At 70.6% G+C, this 22,884-nt stretch carries 25 protein-coding genes and 4 tRNA genes; 15 read left to right on the top strand and 14 right to left on the bottom strand.

What is annotated here, in order from left to right:
* Positions 1-50: 50 nt before the first annotated feature.
* The gene (locus tag HHX35_RS13265; protein ID WP_182899138.1) at positions 51-2,312 is read right to left on the bottom strand and encodes a catalase; all 2,262 of its coding nucleotides are present in this window, start codon (positions 2,310-2,312) and stop codon (positions 51-53) included.
* 100 nt (positions 2,313-2,412) lie between these two features.
* The gene (locus tag HHX35_RS13270; protein ID WP_182899139.1) at positions 2,413-3,036 is read right to left on the bottom strand and encodes an NAD(P)-dependent oxidoreductase; all 624 of its coding nucleotides are present in this window, start codon (positions 3,034-3,036) and stop codon (positions 2,413-2,415) included.
* Positions 3,037-3,139: 103 nt separating this feature from the next.
* On the opposite strand from HHX35_RS13270, the gene HHX35_RS13275 reads away from it, so the two are divergent.
* Complete coding sequence (locus HHX35_RS13275) at positions 3,140-3,526, top strand: helix-turn-helix domain-containing protein (RefSeq protein WP_182899140.1); 387 nt, start codon at positions 3,140-3,142, stop codon at positions 3,524-3,526.
* A gap of 25 nt (positions 3,527-3,551) precedes the next feature.
* On the opposite strand, the gene HHX35_RS13280 is transcribed toward HHX35_RS13275, so the two are convergent.
* Complete coding sequence (locus HHX35_RS13280; protein WP_182899141.1) at positions 3,552-4,694, bottom strand: erythromycin esterase family protein; 1,143 nt, start codon at positions 4,692-4,694, stop codon at positions 3,552-3,554.
* On the bottom strand, positions 4,691-5,278 hold the full coding sequence (locus HHX35_RS13285; RefSeq protein ID WP_182899142.1) for an NADPH-dependent FMN reductase: 588 nt from the start codon (positions 5,276-5,278) through the stop codon (positions 4,691-4,693). Before HHX35_RS13285 ends, HHX35_RS13280 begins: the two co-directional genes overlap by 4 nt.
* A 98-nt stretch (positions 5,279-5,376) precedes the next feature.
* Here HHX35_RS13285 and HHX35_RS13290 point away from each other — a divergent pair, with 98 nt between their 5' ends.
* Complete coding sequence (locus tag HHX35_RS13290; RefSeq protein WP_220505364.1) at positions 5,377-6,003, top strand: TetR/AcrR family transcriptional regulator; 627 nt, start codon at positions 5,377-5,379, stop codon at positions 6,001-6,003.
* Positions 6,004-6,064: 61 nt separating this feature from the next.
* Positions 6,065-6,187, top strand: coding sequence for a hypothetical protein (locus HHX35_RS43390; protein WP_259405027.1), 123 nt, complete (start codon positions 6,065-6,067; stop codon positions 6,185-6,187).
* A 134-nt stretch (positions 6,188-6,321) separates the two neighbouring features.
* On the opposite strand, the gene HHX35_RS13295 is transcribed toward HHX35_RS43390, so the two are convergent.
* The 3 genes from HHX35_RS13295 to HHX35_RS13305 all read right to left on the bottom strand — a co-directional run bounded on the left by HHX35_RS13295 (position 6,322) and on the right by HHX35_RS13305 (position 7,856).
* A complete protein-coding gene (locus HHX35_RS13295) occupies positions 6,322-6,741 on the bottom strand; it encodes a thioesterase family protein (protein WP_182899143.1) in 420 nt (139 codons plus the stop codon).
* Positions 6,734-7,309 carry a TetR/AcrR family transcriptional regulator gene (locus HHX35_RS13300; protein WP_182899144.1) on the bottom strand — a complete coding sequence of 192 codons (576 nt, stop codon included), beginning with the start codon at positions 7,307-7,309 and terminating at the stop codon, positions 6,734-6,736. Before HHX35_RS13300 ends, HHX35_RS13295 begins: the two co-directional genes overlap by 8 nt.
* 136 nt (positions 7,310-7,445) lie before the next feature.
* Entirely contained in the window at positions 7,446-7,856 is a 411-nt protein-coding gene (locus tag HHX35_RS13305) for an organic hydroperoxide resistance protein (protein WP_182899145.1), read from the bottom strand.
* A 237-nt stretch (positions 7,857-8,093) separates the two neighbouring features.
* Here HHX35_RS13305 and HHX35_RS13310 point away from each other — a divergent pair, with 237 nt between their 5' ends.
* The 5 genes from HHX35_RS13310 to HHX35_RS13330 all read left to right on the top strand — a co-directional run bounded on the left by HHX35_RS13310 (position 8,094) and on the right by HHX35_RS13330 (position 10,943).
* Positions 8,094-8,687 carry a TetR/AcrR family transcriptional regulator gene (locus tag HHX35_RS13310; RefSeq protein WP_182899146.1) on the top strand — a complete coding sequence of 198 codons (594 nt, stop codon included), beginning with the start codon at positions 8,094-8,096 and terminating at the stop codon, positions 8,685-8,687.
* Positions 8,688-8,797: 110 nt separating this feature from the next.
* Positions 8,798-9,310, top strand: a complete 513-nt coding sequence (locus HHX35_RS13315; RefSeq protein ID WP_182899147.1) for an isochorismatase family protein — start codon at positions 8,798-8,800, stop codon at positions 9,308-9,310.
* A 300-nt stretch (positions 9,311-9,610) separates the two neighbouring features.
* Positions 9,611-10,033 carry a hypothetical protein gene (locus HHX35_RS13320; RefSeq protein WP_182899148.1) on the top strand — a complete coding sequence of 141 codons (423 nt, stop codon included), beginning with the start codon at positions 9,611-9,613 and terminating at the stop codon, positions 10,031-10,033.
* Positions 10,034-10,287: 254 nt separating this feature from the next.
* Positions 10,288-10,629 (top strand): hypothetical protein, encoded by a 342-nt coding sequence (locus tag HHX35_RS13325; RefSeq protein ID WP_182899149.1) that lies wholly within the window; start codon positions 10,288-10,290, stop codon positions 10,627-10,629.
* Positions 10,545-10,943, top strand: coding sequence for a hypothetical protein (locus HHX35_RS13330; protein ID WP_310739064.1), 399 nt, complete (start codon positions 10,545-10,547; stop codon positions 10,941-10,943). The genes HHX35_RS13325 and HHX35_RS13330 overlap by 85 nt, the downstream gene beginning before the upstream one ends.
* A 219-nt stretch (positions 10,944-11,162) precedes the next feature.
* Here HHX35_RS13330 and HHX35_RS13335 read toward each other — a convergent pair.
* A tRNA-Val gene (locus tag HHX35_RS13335) sits at positions 11,163-11,234 on the bottom strand.
* 465 nt (positions 11,235-11,699) lie between these two features.
* Between HHX35_RS13335 and HHX35_RS13340 the strand changes: the two genes are divergently transcribed.
* The gene (locus HHX35_RS13340; RefSeq protein WP_139575157.1) at positions 11,700-12,116 is read left to right on the top strand and encodes an SsgA family sporulation/cell division regulator; all 417 of its coding nucleotides are present in this window, start codon (positions 11,700-11,702) and stop codon (positions 12,114-12,116) included.
* 3 nt (positions 12,117-12,119) lie between these two features.
* Here the strand turns inward: HHX35_RS13340 and HHX35_RS13345 are convergent, their stop codons facing one another.
* Positions 12,120-12,728 (bottom strand): DUF305 domain-containing protein, encoded by a 609-nt coding sequence (locus HHX35_RS13345; RefSeq protein WP_310739065.1) that lies wholly within the window; start codon positions 12,726-12,728, stop codon positions 12,120-12,122.
* 83 nt (positions 12,729-12,811) lie between these two features.
* On the opposite strand from HHX35_RS13345, the gene HHX35_RS13350 reads away from it, so the two are divergent.
* Positions 12,812-14,191 carry a hypothetical protein gene (locus tag HHX35_RS13350; protein ID WP_310739066.1) on the top strand — a complete coding sequence of 460 codons (1,380 nt, stop codon included), beginning with the start codon at positions 12,812-12,814 and terminating at the stop codon, positions 14,189-14,191.
* A gap of 4 nt (positions 14,192-14,195) precedes the next feature.
* Here HHX35_RS13350 and HHX35_RS13355 read toward each other — a convergent pair whose 3' ends face one another.
* From HHX35_RS13355 to HHX35_RS13365, 3 genes are all read right to left on the bottom strand, one after another.
* Positions 14,196-15,026, bottom strand: a complete 831-nt coding sequence (locus tag HHX35_RS13355; protein ID WP_182899152.1) for an aminotransferase class IV — start codon at positions 15,024-15,026, stop codon at positions 14,196-14,198.
* 15 nt (positions 15,027-15,041) lie between these two features.
* Positions 15,042-16,055: a chorismate-binding protein gene (locus HHX35_RS13360; protein ID WP_182899153.1), complete on the bottom strand. Its 1,014-nt coding sequence runs from the start codon at positions 16,053-16,055 to the stop codon at positions 15,042-15,044.
* A 71-nt stretch (positions 16,056-16,126) separates the two neighbouring features.
* Entirely contained in the window at positions 16,127-17,014 is an 888-nt protein-coding gene (locus HHX35_RS13365) for a LysR family transcriptional regulator (RefSeq protein WP_182899154.1), read from the bottom strand.
* A gap of 84 nt (positions 17,015-17,098) precedes the next feature.
* Here HHX35_RS13365 and HHX35_RS13370 point away from each other — a divergent pair, with 84 nt between their 5' ends.
* On the top strand, positions 17,099-18,319 hold the full coding sequence (locus tag HHX35_RS13370; protein ID WP_182899155.1) for an NAD(P)-binding domain-containing protein: 1,221 nt from the start codon (positions 17,099-17,101) through the stop codon (positions 18,317-18,319).
* Between the two features lie 4 nt (positions 18,320-18,323).
* On the opposite strand, the gene hutH is transcribed toward HHX35_RS13370, so the two are convergent.
* Both hutH and HHX35_RS13380 read right to left on the bottom strand, forming a co-directional pair.
* Positions 18,324-19,871, bottom strand: coding sequence for a histidine ammonia-lyase (gene hutH, locus HHX35_RS13375; RefSeq protein WP_182899156.1), 1,548 nt, complete (start codon positions 19,869-19,871; stop codon positions 18,324-18,326).
* Positions 19,872-19,933: 62 nt separating this feature from the next.
* On the bottom strand, positions 19,934-20,740 hold the full coding sequence (locus HHX35_RS13380; protein WP_182899157.1) for a helix-turn-helix transcriptional regulator: 807 nt from the start codon (positions 20,738-20,740) through the stop codon (positions 19,934-19,936).
* Between the two features lie 149 nt (positions 20,741-20,889).
* On the opposite strand from HHX35_RS13380, the gene HHX35_RS13385 reads away from it, so the two are divergent.
* The 4 genes from HHX35_RS13385 to HHX35_RS13400 all read left to right on the top strand — a co-directional run bounded on the left by HHX35_RS13385 (position 20,890) and on the right by HHX35_RS13400 (position 22,883).
* A tRNA-Gly gene (locus HHX35_RS13385) sits at positions 20,890-20,961 on the top strand.
* A 28-nt stretch (positions 20,962-20,989) separates the two neighbouring features.
* Positions 20,990-21,060, top strand: a tRNA-Cys gene (locus HHX35_RS13390).
* A 14-nt stretch (positions 21,061-21,074) separates the two neighbouring features.
* Positions 21,075-21,149, top strand: a tRNA-Val gene (locus tag HHX35_RS13395).
* 378 nt (positions 21,150-21,527) lie between these two features.
* Complete coding sequence (locus HHX35_RS13400) at positions 21,528-22,883, top strand: MFS transporter (protein ID WP_182899158.1); 1,356 nt, start codon at positions 21,528-21,530, stop codon at positions 22,881-22,883.
* The last annotated feature ends 1 nt before the right edge of the window (position 22,884 follow it).

Here is a 22,884-nt window from a genome sequence, read left to right on the forward strand (position 1 = left end):
GAATCGAGGGAATCGAGGGAGGAGACACTGCGGACGCCCGATGTGAAGCGTCAGGCCACCGAGGCGGGGAACCGCTCCCAGACGCGGTGGGCGGCCATCAGCCGCTGCACAGCGGTGAAGACCTCCGTGGCGGAGTCACCGGAGACCACGCCCGGTGTGCCGGAGACTCCGGCCTGCGCGAGCAGCTTCGCGCCCGCGCCCCAGGCGCCGATCGCCTTGGCGTGCCGCCAGCACTCCTCGATCATGAGCGTCACCCGCGGATCGACCGCTACGGAGCCGCCCGCGCCCGCCTTGGCGTCGCGCGCGGGCAGGGCGTCGGGGGCCGGCGCCGGCGCGGCCGCCACCAGCAGGGCGTCGAACTCGATCGACCGGGCGGTGGCGAAGGTCCGCTGCACGGGCGAGTCGCCCAGCATCCCGCCGTGCGGGGCGATCAGCAGCGGCACCATGCCGGCGGAGAACACGGCCCTGCGCAGGTCGCGTACGCCGTCGAGGTCGGCGCCGTCGTCCACGACGATGCCGACCATGCGGCCGTCGGCCGGCCACTCCTTGCCCACCTGCGAGAGCGCGGGGCTCGGCGCCGGGTCGGCGAGCGGCAGGGCCGGCTCCGGCGCGGGCAGGCCCAGCCCGGCGGCGACCTCCCGGCAGAGGACCGGGTCGATGTTCGCCAGGCACTGGAGCTGACGTTCCTTGATCGCCTGCTCGTAGCACTTGCCCAGCTCGAAGGTGTAGGCGCGGATGATGTGCTCCTTCTCCACGGGCGACATGCTCAGCCAGAACAGGCGGGCCTGGCTGAAGTGGTCGTCGAAGGAGACGGGGTTGGCGCGGACCTTCCTCGCCCGGGCGACCTCGACCGGTGTGTCGACGAACACGTTCTCCGCGTCACCGGCGACGAACGGGTTGCCGCCGTCCAGGGAGTTCGGCCGGTACGGCGCGACCCCGGCGTGCACGGCGTGCTGGTGGAAGCCGTCCCGGAGCATGTCGTTGACCGGGCAGTGCGGCCGGTTGATCGGGATCTGCGCGAAGTTCGGGCCGCCCAGCCGGGTGATCTGCGTGTCGAGGTAGGAGAACAGCCGCGTCTGCAGCAGCGGGTCGTTGGTGACGTCGATGCCCGGCGGCAGGTGGCCGACGTGGAAGGCGACCTGCTCGACCTCGGCGAAGAAGTTCGTGGGCGTCCGGTTGAGCGTCATCCGCCCGACGGGTTGCACCGGCGCGAGCTCCTCGGGCACGATCTTGGTCGGGTCGAGCAGGTCGATGCCCTCGAACGTCTGGTCGGGGGTGTCGGGGAACACCTGGATGCCGAGCTCCCACTCGGGGTAGGCGCCGGCCTCGATCGCGTCGTACAGGTCGCGGCGGTGGAAGTCGGGGTCCATGCCGCCGAGCATCTGCGCCTCTTCCCAGGTCAGGGAGTGCACGCCGAGCTTGGGCTTCCAGTGGAACTTGACCAGCACCGTCTCCCCTGCCTCGTCGACCAGCCGGAAGGTGTGGACGCCGAAGCCCTCCATCATCCGGAAGGAGCGCGGGATTCCCCGGTCGGACATGTTCCACATGGTGTGGTGCTGCGCCTCGGTGTGCAGGGAGACGAAGTCCCAGAACGTGTCGTGAGCGCTCTGCGCCTGGGGGATCTCCCTGTCCGGGTGCGGCTTGCCCGCGTGGATCACGTCGGGGAACTTGATGCCGTCCTGGATGAAGAACACCGGGATGTTGTTCGCGACGAGGTCGAAGGTGCCCTCGTCGGTGTAGAACTTCGTCGCGAAGCCGCGGGTGTCGCGGACCGTGTCGGCCGAGCCGCGCGAACCGAGGACGGTGGAGAACCGCACGAAGACGTCGGTCTTCCTCCCCTTCTTGAGGAAGCCCGCCCTGGTCACCGCCGAGGCGGTGCCGTACGCCTCGAACACGCCGTGGGCGCCGGCGCCCCGGGCGTGGACGACGCGCTCGGGGATGCGCTCGTGGTCGAAGTGCGTGATCTTCTCGCGCAGGTGGTGGTCCTGCAGCAGGGTCGGGCCGCGCTCGCCCGCCTTCAGCGAGTGGTCGGTGTCGCGCAGCCGCGCCCCCTGCGCGGTGGTGAGGTAGGCGCCCTGCTGGCCCTTCGACGTGGCGGGCGCGCCGGTCTCCGCTCCCGTCGGCGTGACGGTCGCGGGAGCGCCCTGTTCCTTCTTCGGCGGCAGCGGGTCGCGCGGCGTCGCCGGCTCCTCGACGGTCGCCGGGGCACTGCCCGGCGAGCCGGGAACGTCCGGCGTCAGGAGATCGGCCACCTTCTCTGCGGCGTTCTCCACGACGTCCTTGACGGCCTTGGCAGGCTTGCTGGCATCCATTCGGCGAGTTCCTCCATGGAGCGGCACGGACAGGTCCGCGGCGCAGTACCCGCAGGTGGGAGGCCGAAACATCGGCCCGCGCCGCCGGATGCCCGGGCTGTCACGCCTCCCGGATGCTGATGGCGGCGCGGTGGTGGCGTGGCGCCTCGACCTCGTCGAGCAGCGCGATCGCGAAGTCCGCGTACGTGATCCGGCTGGTCATGTCGCCGTGATCGGCGAGCAGGTACCGGCCGACGCGCGTGCCGCCATGGTCGAAGTCGCCCGCGGGTGCCACGTACGCCCAGTCCAGGTCGCAGGTCCGAAGCTCGTCGAGGCCTGCGGCGTGCCCCAGGTAGAAGGCGCGGTACTCGTTGGGGTAGCCGGGCTCGTCCATCAGGGGAGCACCGGACGCCCCGGGCAGGACCGACGCGAGACCGACCACCACCAGGCGGGGTACGCCCGCCTTCGCCAGGCCGGTGGACAGGGCGCGGGCCGACGCGGTGAAGAAGTCGTGCGGTGCCACGGACAGGTCCGCGGCGGCGCTGATGGCGGCGTCATGCCCGGCGGCCGCACGCTCGATGCTCGCCGGGTCCGTGACGTCGCCCGCCACCACCCGCACGTCGCCCAAGTCGCCGTGGCCCGCGGGGTCGCGCACCACGGCGGTGACCTGATGACCGCGCCGGCGCGCCTCCGCGACCGCCTGCCGCCCGGCCCGGCCACCCGCGCCGAAGACCACGATGTTCATGGCGAACCACCTCTCACCAGGGCCGGAGCCCGTGTGCCCGGCCGATGCCCCGGACGCTATCCGGAGCCGCGGTTACCACCGGGATACCGGCTATCGTGAGGCCATGAGGGAACCCCTGCCCGCCGACATGTTCGACGAGCTGTGTCCGTCCTCGCTCAATCCGATCCGATTCGGTGACAAGTGGGCGGCGCTCATCATCCGCTGCCTCGAGCACGGGCCGCGCAGGTTCTCCGAGCTGCGCATACCGCTGAACCGTGTCACTCCCAAGGTCCTCACCCAGTCGCTGCGGTCCCTCGAACGGGACGGTCTCGTCAAGCGCACCGTCTACGCCGAGGCCACCCCGCATGTCGAGTACGAACTGACCCCCCTCGGCCGCAGCCTGCTCGAACCGCTGGCGGCCGCCTGCGCCTGGGCGGCGGAGCACTGGGACGAACTACTCGACGCCCGCGAGTCGTACGACGACACCGCCCGCCTCGACCGCGCCGGCTGACGCGGGCAGCGGAAGCCGACCCGGGCTACGCGGGCAGCCATCGCACCGGGGACACGCGGCGCAGGTGCACGAGAACATCGAACGCGTCGGGCAGCGAGGCGACAGCGAGGTGTTCGGCGGCGTCACGAGAGGAGTCGTAAACGCCGCTGATGACGCGTGTCTTCGCGGGGCCGTCCCATCGGCGGCGCAGGTCGCCGGAGCGCAGGTCCAGCCACTGGGCGGGGCGGCCGGCCGCATCCAGCCGGGCGTCGAGCCAGTCCGGGTCCGGCTCCGGCACGGTGGCGACGCCGAGATCGCCGTGGTGGAAGCCGATGGCGACGGAGACGTACCCCACGCCGTGGCGCCGGCGCAGCACGCTGCCGACTGTGGGCTGGGGACCGCGCTGGGGAGCCAGGCCCAGGGTCGTCGGGGCCGCCGAGGTGTGCGCGATGCCGTCCCAGTAGGCAACACGGTGGCCGGTCCGGCGCCGATGATCGCTGATCGTCTCCGCCCACGTCTGGGCGTCGCCCGCGTAGTCGTCCCGTCCGGCGACGCTGCGTTCGTGGAAGTCCACGATGAGGCGCATCCTGGCCAGGACGGCGCCGCCGGGCAGTCGCTCGACGATCGCGAGCGCGTCGCGGGCGTGCTCCGCGAAGGGCCGGCCCGGGTGCAGGCCTCGCGCGCGTTGCACGTGTTCGTCGATCTCGTGGGCGCTACGGATCAGCTCCAGGTGGAAAGCCAGCTCGGCCAGCAGGTGTGGGGCCGTGCGGCGGACGTGTTCGAGCACGGCGTCGTAGTCGCCGGGCCATGCCTGCGCGGGCTTGACCCCCAGGATCCGGACCGGGTCGTCCGGGTGGTCCTGGTTGAATGTGCGGATCCAGTCGAGCGCCGCGGCCATCTCGGCGGTGCGCCAGGGGCGCCAGGCGCTCTCGAGAGCGGATGCGGCCGTGCCCGCGCCGCCGGTGACGTACGCGTCGAGCGTCGCACCGGCTGCGGCGTCGTCCTGCAGAGCCAGTGCCCGGAAACCATGCCTGCGGACCAGCCGGTGGAAGAGCTCGTCGCGTACGCCGAAGGTCTCGTGGGCGAACCTCGTGGACTCCCCGAGCCCGGCGATCGTCGCGCCGACGGCGATCGCATCCGCCAACTCGTCGAGGGCGGATTCGGGCAGAGGCCCGGGTGCGGCGGTCATGCCGGGGCTCCTTCGCGGACCGGCTGAAGCGCCCGCGACCAGACCACGACGTCGTCCAGCAGGGCGGTGAGGATCTTGTGCTGGTGCGGGCCGGGAGTGAGGACGCCCGGCTCGGTGGGGGCGGAGAAGGTGAAGTCGTCGTGCAGGGACAGCGCCACCTGGGTGCGTACGGTGGCGACCTTCAGCTCGGCCAGGATCAGCCGGAGGTGTTCGGCGGCCCTCGTCGCACCGTGCAAGCCGTAGCCGACGATGCCGGCCGCCTTGTTGTTCCACTCCGCATAGATGAAGTCCAGGGCGTTCTTCAGCGCACCCGGGATCGAGCGGTTGTACTCGGGTGTGACGAACACAAACCCGTCGTAGCGGGCGATCACCTCGGCCCAGCGGGTGGTGTGCGCGTTGCCGTACAGACCTGATGCCGCCGGGTGTGTCTCATCCAGCAGGGGCAGCGCGAAGTCGGCCAGGTCGACGATCTCGAAGTCGGCCGTCGGCCGCTCCTGAGCGGCCACCGAGGCGACCCACTCGGCCACGGCGCGGCCGCGACGGCCGGGGCGTGTGCTGCCGACGATGATCCCGATCTTGGTCATGATGCCTCCGCAACGTCATTTACACCGATCGATGCAAACATTACGTCGATCGGTGCAATCAATGCAAGCGTCGGTGTAACCGAGTAGTCTCAGCGAACGTGACGGAGAGAAGGAAATCGGCCGGCCTGCCCGACAAGCGCCGGGCGATCGTGGCCGGGGCGCTGACGCTGTTCGCCCGCGACGGCTACACCCGCGCCGGCCTGGACGCGATCGCCGCCGAGGCAGGCGTATCCAATCGCACCATCTACAACCACTTCTCCGACAAGGCCGAGTTGTTCCAGACGGTGATCCAGGAGAGCACGCAGCGCGTCGCCGACACCATGGTCGACATCATCGACCGCCATCTGAGCAAGGTCGTCGACCTGGAGACGGACCTGGTCGACTTCGGGCTGGCCTGGCTCTCCTTGCTGACCTCCGACCTGGCCCCGCACTTCGCGCTCATCCGCCAGATCAACGCCGAGGTGGAGCACATCCCGCCGGCCGCGCTCACGTTCTGGCAGGACAGCGGCCCCGGCCGCACCCGGCGGGAACTGGCCGAACGGCTACGCCGCGTCGCCGAACGCGGCGAACTCACGATCGGTGATCCCGCGCGCGCCGCCGGGCACCTGATGCTGCTCATCTCCGCCGACAATCTGACCGATCGAGCCGCCCTGCACGACGAGGACGCGGTCAGAGCGATGGTCACCGCGGGGGTGCACACCTTCCTCTACGGCTACAAGCGCTGAGCACGGCCGGCCGGTCCGGACCGACACCCCAAGCCGCCCGCACCGCCGGAAGAGGCCCCGCATGCTGCTCAACACCGACGCCGCCCTCGCGAGCGCGGAGATCGACGCCGATCGGGCACGTCGGGCGACCACCCGCATCCAGGACGGACTGTTCACGCACCTGACCACCGAGGCGGACCGATGACCACCGGCACTTCGACGGCCACCACAGCCGGGCGCATACTGGTGCCGGCGCTGATCTTCCCGGGTCGTCCTCGGCGTGATGCACCGGATCGGCCGTCATGCCTCAGCCACGGAGGCGGGTCAGGGAGATCCGGCTCATCGAGAACCACCTTTGTCCAGAACACGCCGGGTGAAGCGGGCCGCGTCGATCAGGGTGCGTTCGTGGCTTCCGGTGCTGATCAGGTCCTGGCCGTCGTGGGCGGTCACCTCGAAGCTCAGGCGCCGGCCGTCGACGCCGCTCAGCCGGGCGTGGCAGGTGACGCTCAGGCCGGGCGGGGTGGCCGCCTGATGGCTGACGGCGATGTGGGTGCCGACCGTCTGCTCGCGCGGCCAGTCCAGGTAGGGCATCAGCGCCCGTACGCATGTCCACTCCAGCAGCCCGACGAGAAATCCGGTGGCCAGCACCGGCGGCATCGTCGCGAACTCCGGCGACTCGGGGTACAGCGCCGCGACGATCTTGGTGTGCGGGATCTCGAAGGTGAACTCGTGCTCCAGCCCGATCGGCACCTCACGCATCGTCCACTCCTATCAGCCGGGCCGCGGCCTCCTTGGCCCGGAGCATCGCCTGGCGGTCGTCGTCGACCACCACCCGGGCGTTGGCGCCGTCGATGAGCAGCAACAACGCGTAACCCACCTCCTCGGGCCGGTGCAGGCCGGCCCGCTCGGCCAGTTCGGTCAGGGTCCGGCGCAGCCAGTCCTTGTAGGCGGAGATCACCGCGCGAGCCGGATGGCCGGGATCGGGCAGTTCGACGGCGGCGTTGGTGAACGGGCAGCCCCGGAATCCCTCGCGCCCGTGTCCCTGCGCCAGCCAGTCGAAGACCGCCAGCACCGTCTTGGGGTCATCGGCACGGCATTCGGCGAGGAAGGCGGCCAGGGCGGCCTGCCGCGATCGCCTGCGCCGGTCGAGCACAGCGGCCACCAGGTTCTCTTTCGACCCGAACTGGGCATACAACGTCGGCTTGGACACCTGGGCTCGTTCCACCAGGGTGTCGACGCCGGTCGCCCGGATGCCCTCGGCGTAGTAGACCTCGGCGGCCACTTCCAGCAGTCGCTCCCCGCTGGGACTCAGGAGGCGATCTTCCATATTCGGATACTGACAGGTCAGTAAACCGAACACAAGAGGTCGGAGCCGGCCCCATCGTGTCCAACCCCGCGCCGACCGAACGCGGGATACGTATTGCCCGGCGGACTTTCGCCGGCCGGGCCGTACGTCGGGCTCGTTACTCGACGAGCAGTTCGACGGGCATATTGCCGCGGGTGGCGTTGGAGTACGGGCACACCTGGTGGGTGGCGTCCACGAGGTTCCGCGTCTGCTCCTCGGTGAGATTGCCGGGCAGTTCCACGCGCAGGACGGCGTCCAGCTCGTAGCCGCCCTTGCCGTTGGGCGACAGGCCGACCTCTGCGGTGACCGAGGCGCCGGACACGTCGAGGCCCTGCGTACCCGCCACCAGTTTCATGGAGGTGGCGAAGCAGGCGGCGTAGCCGGCGGCGAAGAGCTGCTCGGGGTTGGTGCCGTCGCCGTTGCCGCCCAGCTCCTTCTGCAGGGCGAGCTGGACGTCCAGCCGGCCGTCCGAGGAGACCGCCCGGCCGTCGCGGCCTTGTGCGGTGGCGGTGGCAGTGTAAATCCGCATGGGTTTCCCTTCGCGATTGTCGGGTTCTCGCGCCCAGGACCGGCAGCGCTGTGACGGCCAGGGTCACGACGGTGACCGTCCAGAGGCCGGCCCGGTAGCCGCAGCGGCGATGGTTGGCGTCGACAGGGGGCGGCGAGCACTCTTTACGGACCGATCGGTCCGGACCGATCGGTCCCAATACTGAGGGCAGGGCGGTAGGCTGTCAACCAAGATTGCTCGACACGGGAAGGACAGACGGTGACGCGCAGACCGGCCCCCGGCACCCGGCGACGCATCCTCCAGACGGCAGCGCGCCTGTTCGGCGAGCAGGGCGCGCGAGCCGTGGGCATGCAGCAGATCGTCGAGGAGACGGGGCTCGGCAAGAGCGTGCTCTACCGCGAGTTCACCGGCAAGGACGACCTGGTGAAGGCATGGGTGGGCGAGTTGCACGACCATGCCTGGTCACAACTCGACAGTGCGATCGCTCGCCATGAGGGCGATCCTGCCCGCCAGCTCCTGGCCATCGTGGAACACGCTCAGGAGACCGCCCGGACCTCAGACGCCCATGGCTGCACCTTCTACAACACCTCGGCGGAGTATCGCGATCCCGACCATCCCGGCCGCCGGGAGGCCGTCGCCCACCTCGACCAGCTACGCGAACGGCTGCGCGCCCTCGCCGCCACCGCACGCGCCACCGACCCCGGCGCCCTGGCCGACATGCTGATGCTCATCATCTCCGGCCTGTACGCCAACGCGGCAACGCTCGGCCCCTCCGGCCCTGTCGCACGCTCCGTCGCCGCCGCCCGCATCCTCATCGATCAGCACATTCCGGCACACGCCAGCGCATCGTGAGGTCAGGACGGTCGCGTGGTCAAGAATCGCCGGTCGAGGCCACCATTGGCCGCCCGGAGCGACGGCGACCGCCATCCGGTGAACGAATCCGGATCGCTACCATGCCGATCATGGAGAAACTGGATCCTCGCCGCACCGCATTGCTCCTTATCGATCTTATGACGCGCATCGTCGAGCAACCCACGGCACCACATGCCGGATCCGCCGTGGTCGCCCGCTCCCTCGCGCTGGCCGACGCAGTGCGAAAGGCGGGAGGTCTCGTTGTCGCCGTACGAGTCGAGCGGCCAGGCGTTGCGGAGCAGCCGCCGGGCAGCGAACTGGTGGAAGGGGTGCTCGGCGACCTGGAGATCGTGAAGCACACCTGGGGCGCGTTTCACAACACCGGGCTGGAGGAGGCATTGCGTAAGCACGCCGTCGACACCCTGATCATCACGGGGATCGCCACGAACTTCGGCGTCGAGCAGACCGCGCGCTTCGCCGACGAGTTCGGCTTCACGGTGATTCTGCCCGAGGACGCGGTCACCGCACTCGACGCGCACGCCCATGAGTTCGCCTTCGACTACATCTTCCCGCGCATCGCCACCGTCAGCACCACCGCCGAGGTAGTGGCAGCACTGGAGTGAGAGCAGTACGGACTCGAAACTGCTGGAGCGCCGGCAGCGGCGTGAATGGCAGGAAAGGCGAGGGCGGACGGCCTGAGTGGCCTGAATGATTCCCTGGTAATCGAGCGGCAGCGCACGCCTGCGGGGATGGTCACGTAATCCAGGCGATGATTTGCCCACTGGAGGAGCAGCCGTCACACCGCAAAGAGCGGCGTAGCCCACCGCTACTGACCAGCGCCATCCGGCTGAAACGCTCAGCGATCCGCCGCGGGATCGCTCGTCCGGAGCATTCCCTTCCATCGATCTGGCACGAGGAGACGTATGAGCCGCGACGTCGCCATCGGCCTGGAGTTCAAACACGACATCGATTTCATGGAAGTCCTCGATCGGCTCACCCGGGCGGGTTGGGAATTGCTCCGCGAACAAGACGCCATCTGGTACATGACCGACTACGACTGGAAGCACCTGCCACTGGACGGCCTGGCCAAGGTGAAACGGGACATGCGCACCTCCTATGAGACCGGGGAGGCGGTAGGCATAACCACCAGGCTGCCCGATGGGGAGACCTTCGCGAACGTGCTGTTCCACGAGGAAAGAACGTCAGTCTCCTTGATCCCCCTGCTGGATTACCGCACCATCGCGCATATGCCGGAATTCGTCGATCTGGGCTGGTATCTCGAGAAGTTCCTGGCGCCATGCAGAGATCTGCCCATCGTACGAACGGAAGCCGGCGACCAGCGGTGACGACGCCGGCCAGGCCGGCCCAGGGAGAAGACCGACCCACGGTCCTTCATCGACGGGATCAGGGGCGAGCTCGGCCAGACCGGGCCACGGTGTGATGAGGCACCGGAATGGCAGCGGGGTGAGGCTCCGTCGCCATTTTCCGCCATCCGGTTGAACACAGCACTGCTTGTCTGTGTAGTGCCGCGCCACTGCCGACCGCCCACCGCCCACTCGAACGCATCGATCACGGCGCCGTGCGGACGAGGGTCAGCGACTTGAGCAAGCGCCTCGCCCCCGCGACCGTGGCCGAGTGCCACCGGCTGCTGTCGACCGTGCTCAAGTCGGCCGTACGTGACCGGATTGTCGGTGCCAACCCGTGCGAGGGCGTACGGCTGCCCAAGCGGCGGCGCAAGGCAGGCGACGACCGGATCATCAGCCGTGAGGACCTGGCCGTGCTGCTCCCCACGTCCCTGGCCGCCATCGGGCACCCGTCGGCCTCGCCGCCGGCACCGGCCTGCGCTGGGGTGAGTGCGTGGGCCTGCGCTGGGACGCCGTCGGCCTCCACTCCGGGACCGTACGGGTGGAACGGGTCGCCGTCGAGGCGGCGGGCACGGTGACGCACAAGCCCTATCCACAAGTCCAAGGCCGGACGGCGGGAAGTCCCCCTTCCGCCCTTCGTGTCGAGCTGTTGGCCGCGCACCGTGAGCGCTATCCGGCCGGATCGGTCGGAGAGGTGTTCACCAACGCGGCGGGCGGTCCGCTCCGCCGCACGCTCTTCCGGGCTCGGGGCTGGCGCCCGTCCCTCGTCCGGGCCGGGCTGCTGGACAACGTGGTGGAGGGGTTGCGATTCCACGACCTGCGGCACTGCTCCGCCACGTGGCTCGTCTCCGGCGGTGGTCCCGTGAAACGTGGCGCGCCTCCTCGGACATGAGCAGATGTCAACCACGCTCAACCGTTCCACGCACTCCTCACGCGACCGCTACGGCAGGGCTCGGGCGGTCTGCGCTGACTCCTGCTCCGGACCGGCCCCAGGAGCTGGACGCACTCAGCACCGCTGATCTCGACGGCGAGGAGGACCAGAGCCAGTGCCAAAGCTTTGAACAGCGAAAAGGCCCGTTGGAGTGGTGGTCTCCGACGGGCCTTGATCGTGTGGGCGATACTGGGATCGAACCAGTGACCTCTTCGGTGTGAACGAAGCGCTCTCCCGCTGAGCTAATCGCCCGGGATCGTCTGCGCCTTGCGGCGCCGACGGGGAAAACCATACCGCACTCGAGGGGGTGATGGCGAAAGCACGGGCCGGTCGGCTGGATCGTCCCGCCTTCGTCAACACCTTCGAAAGGTTCGCCAGACCCTCCCCGGCGTGGGGGTGTGGTGTCATAGCATCGTGATGCTCCATGCTCGACCTATACGCACGACCTGAGATCATTCGCCCGCAATGGCATCGCCGGCGCGGCCCCGCCGACACGCAAAGCAGAGGTAAGGACAAGCCTGTTGGTGATGTTTGAGCTGGTAGATGACCGAATGTCAAGCTGTGATGTGCGTTACAGAAGGGCCTGGAGGCGGAATCTTTCCTACGGGTCTCTTCGTTCGTCTCGTAGCACGAGCGCCCGGCGAGGCCCGACCGCACAGTGAAGACGCAGTGAAAGCCCCTGACAGGGGACCCGACGACGAAAAGGTTTGGCTGACGATGAACAGCACCACCGTCTCTGCCGAGCTAGGCCTTCGGCTTGTGGTCCCCGACCGTACGACCGTCCCCCTGCTCGCCGGCCTGAGTTACACGGCCGAGGATCCGTACGCCATCCGGATGGCCTTCCACGTGGGGAATGACGAGCCGGTCGAGTGGATCTTCGCCCGCGAGCTGCTGACCGTGGGCATCGTGCGGCGCGTGGGAGACGGAGACGTCCAAGTGTGGCCGGCCCGCTCGGACGGCGAGCGGACGCTCAACATCAGTCTCACCTCGCCCTTCGGCCAGGCCCTGTTCGAGGTGCCCCTGGCCCCCCTCACCGAGTTCCTGCATCGGACCTACGAGCTCGTCTCCGCCGGCCGTGAGACCGACTTCATGGACCTGGACGAGGAGCTCACCAACATGCTCTGGAGCTCTTAGGGACTAACCCAGCCTCCGCTGGATTCCCCGCATCCGCGCGATCTCGATCTGCTGGCCGGAGACGACGTCCTGGGCCATCGCCCGCATGGCCCGGTCCCGTCCCCGGCGCAGTTCCTGCGCCGCCATGCCCACCGCGCCCTCGTGGTGCCGGATCATCAGCGTGAGGAACAGCGTGTCGAAGGCGCGCCCCCTGGCCGTACGCAGCCGGGTGAGCTCCTCCTCGCTCGCCATGCCGTAGCCGCTCATCCCGTGATCACCCATGCCGTGGTCGTGCGCGGGCGGCGCGGTGCGGCCCAGGCTCCGCAGCCACGACTCCATCACGGCGATCTCCGGGCGCTGCCCGTCCGCCACACGGTCCGCCACCGCCGTCACCAGCGGATCGCCGGTCCGCGCCGCGGCCAGCCCCGCCATCTCCAGCGCCTGCCGGTGATGCGGGATCATCGCCTCGGCGAACCGTACGTCCGCGGCCACCGGCCCCGCCTCCGCCGGTGAGCGGGCCGGCGCGGAACCGGACTGCCCGGGAGCGCCGGGGACGATCACCGGGGCGTCGGCGCGCGCCGGTGGAGCGGCTTCGGGCGAGCAGGCGGCCAGCGCCGGCGCAACTGCCAGCACAACTGTTACCAATCCGGTCCGCACCGGCCGCGGGCTCGACATAACTTCCATAGTGGGCGATGATCCGCGGACATGGGGGCGACGTGAGCAGACCGAGGCTGAAGGCCGCGCTGGTGGCGTCCGCCCTCCTCCTGGCCCCGGCCTGCGCCTCCGGCGAGCCCGCGCCGTCCCCGGCGGCCGTCCCGACCGGCATCCCCGCCCAGGACGAGATCAGGCACAGCCCCAACATGACGCTGGTCGCCAACGTCCCCCTGGCGGCGCCGTTCGACGGTCCGGACGACTGGGGCACCGACATGGCCTTCCAGGGCCGCTACGCGTTCGTGGGCAACTACGGGGGCTTCACGGTGCACGACATCGGCGACCCCGAGCACCCCAAGGCCGTCGCCCGAGTCGAGTGCCCAGGCGGGCAGAACGACGTCTCGGTCTCCGGCGACCTGCTGTTCCTGTCGGTGGACGAGCCCCGCACCGACGACACCTGCGCGAGCGACGCCGGAGACCCGGCGGCCGCGGGAGCGTGGGAGGGCATCCGCGTCTTCGACATCTCCGACAAGGCCCACCCGCGCTACCTGAAGTCCGTACGCACGGAGTGCGGCTCGCACACGCACGCCATCGTGCCGGGCAGGGACGCCGGGACGGTCTACCTGTACGTCTCCTCCCCCGGCCCGGAGCCGGACACGACGAACTGCCGGCCGCCCCACCAGAACATCTCGATCGTGGAGGTTCCCGTCGCCGATCCCGGGAAGGCGCGGGTCGTGGCCAAGCCCGAGCTGTTCGCGGGCAGGCCGGCGGGCGAGGAGGAGACGGGCGGCTGCCACGACATCACCGTCTACCCGGAGAAACACCTGGCCGCGGGCGCCTGCTTCGGCGACGGCGTCCTGCTGGACATCTCCGACCCGGTGCATCCCACGCTGCTGCAGACCGTGCGCGACGAGAAGAACTTCTCCATCTGGCACTCGGCCACGTTCGACAACGAGGGCACCAAGGTCGTCTTCAGCGACGAGCTGGGCGGCGGGATGGCCGCCACCTGCCTGCCATCGGTCAGCGCGACCAAGGGCGCGGACGCGATCTACGCGCTGACGCCGGAGCGCAGGCTCGTCCGGCAGGGCTACTTCAAGATCCCCCGGGTCCAGAGCGCCGAGGAGAACTGCGTGGCCCACAACGGCGCGCTGGTGCCCGTCCCGGGCCGCGACGTGATGGTGCAGGGGTGGTACATGGGCGGAGTCTCGGTCTGGGACTTCACCGACTCCGCCCATCCCCAGGAGATCGCCTACTTCGAGCGCGGGCCGCTGCCGCCGGATCTTCATCTCGGCGGCTCCTGGTCGGCCTACTACTACAACGGCTACATCTACTCCAGCGACATCACCAAGGGCCTCGACGTGCTGCGCCTGGACGACCGCCGCACCGATCCCGCCAAGGCCGTGCGTCTGAAGGAGCTCAACGCCCAGAGCCAGCACGCCTACTGACGGATCACGGGTCGAGGTCGGCCGCCGAACGCCCGGCGAAGACCTTCATGGCCGCCAGCGTGACCGGCCCGGGCGCCTGCGGCAGCACCTTCCCGTCCACGGCCCTGATCGACTGGATGTCGCGGGTCGTGGAGGTGAGGAACGCCTCCTCGGCCTCGTACAGCGCCGAGATCGGCACGTCGGCCTCCTCGCCGCCGCACCATTCGAGGGTGAGCGCGCGGGTGACGCCGGCCAGGCAGCCTGAGGAGAGCGTCGGGGTGATCAGGCGCCCGCCGGTGACGATGAAGATGTTGCTCCCGGTGCCCTCGCACAGGTTTCCCGCGAGGTTCTCGAAGATCGCCTCGGCGCCGCCGCGCTCCTTGGCGTACGCCAGGGCCTTGGCGTTGTCGCCGTAGGAGGTGCTCTTGACGCCGGACAGCGCGCCGCGCTCGTTGCGGGGCCAGGGCACCACGACGACGTCGGCGGTGGCGGGGAACGGCGCCTGCTCGCCCACGATGGCGATCGCGTTCGTGCCGGCCGACCCCCGGTCGGAGCCGAGCGGCCCGGGGCCGCTGGTGTAGGTGATCCTGATGCGCGCCAGCGGCCACTTCGGCGCGGCCGCCAGGCAGCGGCGCACGCCGTCGGCGATCGCGGCGAGGTCGGGCTCGGGCAGGTCCATCCGCTTGGCCGACAGCGCCAGCCGGTCGAGGTGGCGGGTCAGCGCGAAGGACTCCCCGTTCACCGCCTTGACCGTCTCGAACACGCCGTCGCCGACCATCAGCCCGTGGTCGTACACCGAGACCACGGCCTTGTCGGGCTCGTACAGCTCTCCGTTCACCCAGATGGGTACAGACATCTCCTGCTCCGTTCGTTACCGATGTCGCGGCCCGCCCGTGGACGCGAGGCCGATGAGCCGGGCGGCCTTGAGCTCGGTCTCGTGCCATTCCCTCAGGGGGTCGGACCCCCAGGTGATGCCCGCTCCCGTACCGAACCGGATCGTGTCGTGCTCGATCCAGAAGGTGCGGATGCCGACCGCCAGCGCCCCCTCGCGCCGGTCGGCGTCGACCCAGCCCACCGCCCCACAGTACGGCCCGCGGGGCTCCGGTTCGAGCTCGTTGATGATCCGCAGCGCCGAGGACTTCGGCGCTCCGGTCACCGAACCCGGAGGGAAGGTGGCGGCGAAGAGCTCCGGCCAGCCGGCGCCGCCGGCAAGCCGCGCCCGCACCGTGGACACCAGGTGCACGAGCCCGGGGTGCTCCTCGACCGCGAACAGCGAGGGCACGGTCACAGAGCCTACCTCCGCCACACGGCCGAGGTCGTTGCGAACGAGGTCGACGATCATGAGGTTCTCGGCGTAGTCCTTGTCGAGGAGATCGTCCGCCGTCACGCCCGTGCCCTTGATCGGCCGCGACTCGACCACCGCGCCGCTCCTGGACAGGTACAGCTCCGGCGAGGCCGACACGACCGTCAGTCCCGGCACGCCCACGACGGCCGCGTACGGCGCGGGGTTGCCCTCGGCCAGCCGTACGGCGAGGGCGAGGGGGTCCACGTCCGGCGAGGGCAGCGGCGCGGACAGGACGCGGCAGAGGTTGGCCTGGTAGACCTCTCCCCGCTCGATGTAGTCCCTGATCCGCTGGACGCCCCGCTCGTACCCCTCCCGGTCGAGGGACGTGGCCCAGGCGTCGCGGGCGGGTCCCCGCCACGGGCCGCGCGGCGGGGGCAGCGGAGCGGGCCGCACCGTGTCGAACCGCGCGCAGACGACCTTCCCCTCGTACGACACGATCACCGCCCACCAGCCGGAGCCGTCGAGGGCGGCCAGGTCGGTGGTCACCTCCCGCAGGCCGGTGGCCAGATGCCCCCCGATGTGGGCGAAGGCGTCGTACACGTGTCCATTCTCGCGCCCTACGCCGGAAAGAAACACGTGCCGTCCCGTGGCTCCCCGGCCGAAGCCGCGACTCAGACGGCCCTGCGCGCCAGCAGGCCGAGCAGCGCGCGGGCGGCGGGGAGCGGAGCCGTACGCGGCATGGCGGCGTACACGCTGCGGCGCGGCGCGAAGTCGCCGAGCGACCGCAGCGCCACGTCCCCGCGTACGGCGGGCGCGGCCATGGCGGGCACCAGCGTCACCCCGAGCCCCGCGGCCACGTAGCCGAGCTTGCCGGTCCACTCCCCGATCCGCAGGTCGACCCTGGGGGCGAAGCCGGCCCGGGCGCAGGCGGCGCCGAGCATGGTCACGGTGCCGGGAGGGGCGCCCTCGATCCAGCTCTCGTCGCGCAGGTCGCGCAGGTCCACCTTCTCGCATCCGGCCAGCGGGTGGTCGGCGGGGAGGGCGACGAGCAGCTCGTCCTCCATCAGGCGGGTGACCTCGACCTCGGGACCCGCCCCCAGCCCGGAGGGGTAGTCGCTCACCACCGCGATGTCGATCTCCGCGCGGCCGAGCCCGTCCATCAGCACGGTGCTCAGGCCCTCCACCATGCTGACCGCCACCTCCGGGCGGGAGGCCCGCAGCTCGCGCAGGGCGGCGGGCACCAGCACGGCGTTGGCCGTGGCGAACGCGCCGACCCGCAGCCGCCCGCCGCTGCCCTGGTGGATGGCGGCCAGCTCCTCCCCCGCCCGGCCGAGCCGCTCCAGCACCTCGCGGGCGTAGCGGTGCAGCGTACGGCCCGCCGGTGTCAGCCGCACCCCCCGGGGCAGCCGCGCGAACAGCGGGCCGCCCGCCTGGGCCTCCAGGGACGCGATGCGCCGGGACACGGCTGACTGGGTGTAGTTGAGCTGCATCGCGGCGGCCGTGAACGACCCCGTACGGGCCACGACGTCGAGCAGCACAAGCGCGTCGGTGTCGAACATGCTCCGATCCATGAGCGAGGGGAATGGACGCCATGCAATCTAGTCGCTGGTGGAATGGTTTCTCTCTCCAATAACGTCCAGGACATGATTGCTTTTCTTGGTTTGGGGCGTATGGGCCTCCCGATGGCCGGCCGCCTCGTCGCCGCCGGTCACAAGGTGGCCGTGTGGAACCGTACGCCACGGGACGTGCCGGGCGCGGAGGCGGCCCCCTCCCCCGCCGCGGCCGTCGCCGGAGCGGACGTCGTGATCACCATGTTGAGCGATCCGGACGCCGTGTCCGAGGTGGTGCGGACGGCGCTGCCGGGGCTGCGGCCGGGGTCGGTGCTGGTGGAGATGTCCACGATCGGCCCCGACGCGGTGCGGCGGCTGCGTGGCCTGCTCCCCGAGAGCGCGGGCCTGGTCGACGCCCCCGTGCTGGGCAGCGTGGGCCCGGCCGCCGAGGGCGGTCTGGTCGTGCTCGCCGGCGGCCGCCGAGAGGACCTCGACCGCGTGTCGGACGTGCTGCGGGTCTTCGGGACGGTCCACGAGGCGGGCGGGCCGGGAGCGGGCGCCGCGACCAAGCTCGCCGTGATGAGCGCGCTGGTGACCGCCCAGGTGGGGCTGGCGGAGACGCTGGCCTACGCGGACGACCTCGGGGTCGGCCGCACCGCCCTCCTGGACGTCCTCGGGGCGACGCCGCTGGCCGGGCTCGCGGAGCGGCTGCGGCCGGTGGCCGAGTCGGGCCCGTTCGAGACGAGGTACGCCCTCGGCCTGGCCGCCAAGGACCTGCGGCTGGCCACGGAAGGGCCGGGGAGCCGCCAGACGGTGACCGCCGCCGCCCGTGACCTGCTCGCGGAGGCGGTCACGGCCGGGCTGGCGGGGCACGACCTCACCGCCGTCGTCCCGTTCGCGGCGTCCCGGACGGCACGAACCCCCACGCCGAAGGAGGTGCGGGCGGTCAACCCGCCCTCCGTTCCGGCGACCAACGGGTACTACTCCCACGCCGTACGCTTCGGGGACCTGCTGTTCGTGTCCGGGCAGGTAGCGCTGGACGAGGACGGGAAGGTCCTCGGCGAGGACGACATGACCCGGCAGTCCGAGGTCGTGATGGAGAACCTGGGGCGGATCCTGGCCGACCAGGGCTCGTCGCTCGACCGGATCCTGCACATCAGGACGTTTGTGACCGACATGGACCGGCTGCAGGAGTACGGCGCGGTCCGCGGCCGGTTCATCACCGGCGAGCCGCCCGCCAGCACCACCGTGGAGGTCGAGCGGCTGTTCCGCCCCGGGCTGATGATCGAGGTCGAGGTGGTCGCCGCCCTCTGAGGCCTCAGCCCAGGGGGCCGACGGCGGACTCGGCGGCGGCGACCACGGCGCCGGTCTCGACGAGCCGGACGACCGCCTCGATCTCCGGTGCGAGGAAGCGATCCGGCCCCGGCCCCGCCACCGGCTCGCGCAGCGCCTCGACCACCGCGCCCGTCCCCGGCGCGGGCGCGTGCGGCCTGCGCAGGTCGAGCGCCCTGGCGGCGGTCAGCAGCTCGATCGCGAGCACGCGGGTGAGCCCGTCGACGGCGCGGCGCAGCTTGCGGCCCGCCGACCAGCCCATCGAGACGTGGTCCTCCTGCATGGCGGAGCTCGGGATCGAGTCCACGCTCGCCGGCACCGCCAGCCGCTTGAGCTCGGACACGATCGCCGCCTGCGTGTACTGCGCGATCATGTGGCCGGAGTCGACGCCCGGGTCGTCGGCGAGGAACGCCGGGAGGCCGTGGCTGCGCGCCACGTCCAGCATGCGGTCGGTGCGCCGTTCCGCGATCGACGCGAGGTCGGCCGCCGCGATGGCCAGGAAGTCCAGGACGTACGCCACCGGGGCGCCGTGGAAGTTGCCGTTGGACTCCACCCGCCCGTCGGCGAGCACGACGGGGTTGTCGATGGCGCTGACGATCTCGCGGGCGGCGACGGCGGACGCGTGGGCGAGGGTGTCCCTGGCGGCGCCGGCGACCTGGGGGGCGCAGCGCAGGGAGTAGGCGTCCTGGACGCGGGTGCAGGAGCCGTCGCGGTGGGAGGCCATCACGCCCGAGCCGGCGAGCAGCGTCCGCATGTTGGCCGCCGCCAGGGCCTGGCCGGGATGGGGCCGCAGCGCCTGCAGGTCGGCCGCGAACACGTAGTCGGTGCCGAGCAGCGCCTCCACGCTCATCGCGGCGCTGATGTCGGCGGTGGTGAGGAGCCGGGACAGGTCGTGCAGCGCGAGCACCAGCATGCCGAGCATGCCGTCGGTGCCGTTGATCAGCGCGAGCCCCTCCTTGGCGGCCAGTTCGACGGGCTCGACGCCGTGTTCCTTGAGCGCCTCCGCGGCGGGCCGCAGACGCCCCTCGGCGTCCCTCACGACGCCCTCACCCATGATCGTGAGGGCGACGTGGGAGAGCGGGGCGAGGTCTCCCGAGCAGCCGAGGCTGCCGTACTCGTGGACGACCGGGGTGAGCCGGGCGTTCAGCAGGGACTCCAGCACCCGGGCCGTGGCCGGGCGCACACCGGTGTGCCCGGTGGCGAGCGTGCGCAGGCGCAGCAGCATCATGGCCCGCACGACCTCGGTCTCCACCTCTGGCCCGGAGCCGGCCGCGTGCGAGCGGATGAGGCTGCGCTGGAGCTGGGCGCGCAGCGAGGGGTCGATGTGCCGGGTGGCGAGGGCGCCGAACCCGGTGGAGACGCCGTAGGCCGGGGTGTCGGCCTCCGCGAGCTCCTCGACCCGCCCCCGCGAGGCGGCCATCTCGGCGATCGCGTCGTCCGTCAGGCGGACCTGTGCGCCGTACCTCGCGACCCGGACCACGTCGTCGAATGCGAGCGGTCCGGGGCCGACGGCCACGACCTCGTTGTCGTGCATCGTCCCACTCTTTCACGTCGTGCTGCTCGCGCCGTGCGCGCGTGGCGAGTAACCAGCGTATATCAGCTTAGGTCCTTACATCCAAAGATCCTTTCCAGCCCCTCCCGCCCCGCGCCGGTCAGCCGCAGGGCGCGCGGCACGGTGCCGCGCACCAGCCACTCCCGCGCCAGGAGCCGGTCCAGGACCGCGGCGCCGAGCGCTCCGCCCAGGTGCGGGCGGCGCTCCAGCCAGTCGAGGCAGTCGGGGGCGAACCTGCGGCGGGCGCGGCGCACCCGCTCCACGTCCACGCCGAGCTCCGTCAGCGCCTCCGCGCCGCTCTCGGTCAGCAGGCAGCCGCCGTCGGCCTCGATCAACCCCCCCTCGCGCACCAGCGCGTCGTACAGTTCGACCCCCACCCGGCCGGCCAGGTGGTCGTAGCAGCTGCGGGCCTCCCGCAGCAGCCGCGCCTGCCGCGACTGCCGCAGGGACCGTACGGCGACGCGCCCGCTGATCCGGGCCAGCACCTCCAGGGTGCGGGCGACGTCGGGGCCGGCGAGGCGGTAATAGCGATGCCGTCCCTGTTTGACCACGGTCACCAGGCCCCCGTCGAGGAGCCGGGCCAGGTGGGAGCTCGCGGTGGGGGCGCTCACGCCCGCGATCCTGGCCAGCTCCCCCGCCGCCAGCGCCCTGCCGTCGAGCAGCGCGGTGAGCATGGCGGCGCGGGCGCCGTCCGCGATCAGGGCGGCGACGGGGGCGATGTCGGCGTCCCCCGCGATCTCGGCGTCCCCTCCGGTCCCGGCGCTCCCCGCGATCCCGGCCGTCCCGGGCTCAGGAGCGCCCCCGGCGGCGCCGGGGACAGCGGCGTGTGTGCGGTCATGTGTCACGGACATGCTTCGACGCTAACGCGGGGACGGTTCGACGGAGCTGGAAGCATCGGCCGGAACTCGCGACGTGAGCAGGGAGAACACCGCTGATTTGGGGAGTCGGCGGGAGATTGGATAAAGTCTTCCCGTGAGCCCGGCCCGACAGAGCCGGGGACGCGGAAGTGGCTCAGTGGTAGAGCATCACCTTGCCAAGGTGAGGGTCGCGGGTTCGAATCCCGTCTTCCGCTCGGAGCTTGACACTGTGCAGCTTGACACGGTGGAGTGGCCGAGAGGCGAGGCAGCGGCCTGCAAAGCCGCGTACACGGGTTCAAATCCCGTCTCCACCTCTTGGTTCGTCCAAGGGCGATTAGCTCAGCGGGAGAGCGCTTCCCTGACACGGAAGAGGTCACTGGTTCAATCCCAGTATCGCCCACCAGACAGTACGACGAAGGCCGGATTCCCCAGGAATCCGGCCTTCTGGTCGTTCGACCGGCATCCGCGCGCCCGCCCCCGCCGGACTCCGACCTCCGCGCCCGCGGGAGCGCGCCGTCCCTGCGGCCGCACCGGTTCTGAACCACGATCCACCGCTACATGCCCGATCCGGCCCATGTAAATCGATTGCACCATTTGCGGGACGCTGTCGCAAAAACATCCCTATTCGACCCAAGTAGGACATTGAGGTTGATTAAATAGCAACCCCGCGAGGCACGAACACGTCTTTGGGGATGACCACTATCGCTACACTTCCCTAACTGGGTGGCGATCCGTGAGGCAGGCAGCCCACCTACTATGAGCGAAGCGGTGGGATCCAGCGATGCACGGTGTGGCCCGGCGGCCTGGACGCCCCAAGTTGGGGCGCAACTTCGGGCTACTGTGGTCGGGATCCGTCATATCCCTGGTCGGAACGGTCAACACCACCGTCGCGGTTCCCCTTGTGGCGCTCATGCTCACCGGGTCCGCGTTCGACGCGGGTCTCGCCGGGTTCGCCGGAACGCTGCCACGCCTCGTCATGCACATTCCCGCCGGCTTCATCGCCGACCGGGTGGACCGGCGCAAGGTGCTGGCCTTTGCCCAACTCGGGCGATTTGTGGTGGCCGTATCGGTCGGATTCGCGCTGTTGTCCGGGAATTGCACGATCCAGTGGCTGATCGTGGGGGTCGTCCTCGAAGGTTCCTTCGCCGCTTTCTTCGAAATCGCGGAGATGTCGATAGTGTCGCAGGTCGTCCGGAGGGACGATCTCGACGAGGCCTCGGCACGCAACGAGGGCCGCAATTTCGTGGCGACCCTCTCCGGGCGCCCCCTCGGCGGCGCGCTCAGCGCGCTGGGCGCGGGTTTCCCCTTCTTCGCCGCGGCGGGGGCGCTGCTGGTTTCGACGGGGCTCTTCTACCGGCTCGGCCGGCGGGATCCCCTCGTCCCGCTCCCGCCGCGCGACCGCACCACGGGGTTCCGGCGTCGGGCACTGGTCGGCTTCGGAATCCTCCGTGACGACCCGTTGCTCCGCCGTACGGTGGCGATCTGCGCGCTCACCAACTTCCTGTTCCAGGTCGTCACCCTCGACATGATCGTGATGGCCAGGCAGGACCAGGTCTCGCCGGCCCTGGTGGGCGTCCTGCTCGCGGCCTCGGGGGTCGGCGGTCTGCTGGGCGCCTCGTTCGCGCCCAGGATTCTCGGCTGGTTGAAACAGCCCGGCAGGGTCGTGAGCGCATGTGTCATCAGCTGGTGGTTCGCCTTGTGCCTCTTCGCGGCTGTGCATCATCCGCTGGGATGGCTTCTCGCCTGGGCGGCGGTGGGATTCACCGGATCGCAGATGAGCGTGTTGCGCGGGACCTATCAGGCGACGGTCGTACGGCCGGAATGGCAGGGCCTGGTGAGCGGCTTCAACCAGTTCCTGACCCATGGCGCCGTCTTTCCGCTGGCGCACATCTTCGGCGGCGGTGCGATCGAGGCCCTCGGCCCGACGACGATCGCCATGGCCACCGCCGGGACGGCGACCGCTCTCCTGGTGCTGAACATCGTCCGGGGCTGGCACAACTTGCAGTGGAGCGACCGGAGTCTGCACAAACCCGGGCAGGCACCGTTGTGCCGGGAGGGCTCGGATAGGAGCATTGGCCCGTGGTTGTCTGGATCGGCCTTATCACGTCGCTCATCACCGGCACGAGTGCCGTCTTAGC

It is taken from the genome of Microbispora sp. H10830, assembly GCF_014161375.1.
Classification (GTDB): Bacteria; Actinomycetota; Actinomycetes; order Streptosporangiales; family Streptosporangiaceae; genus Microbispora; species Microbispora catharanthi.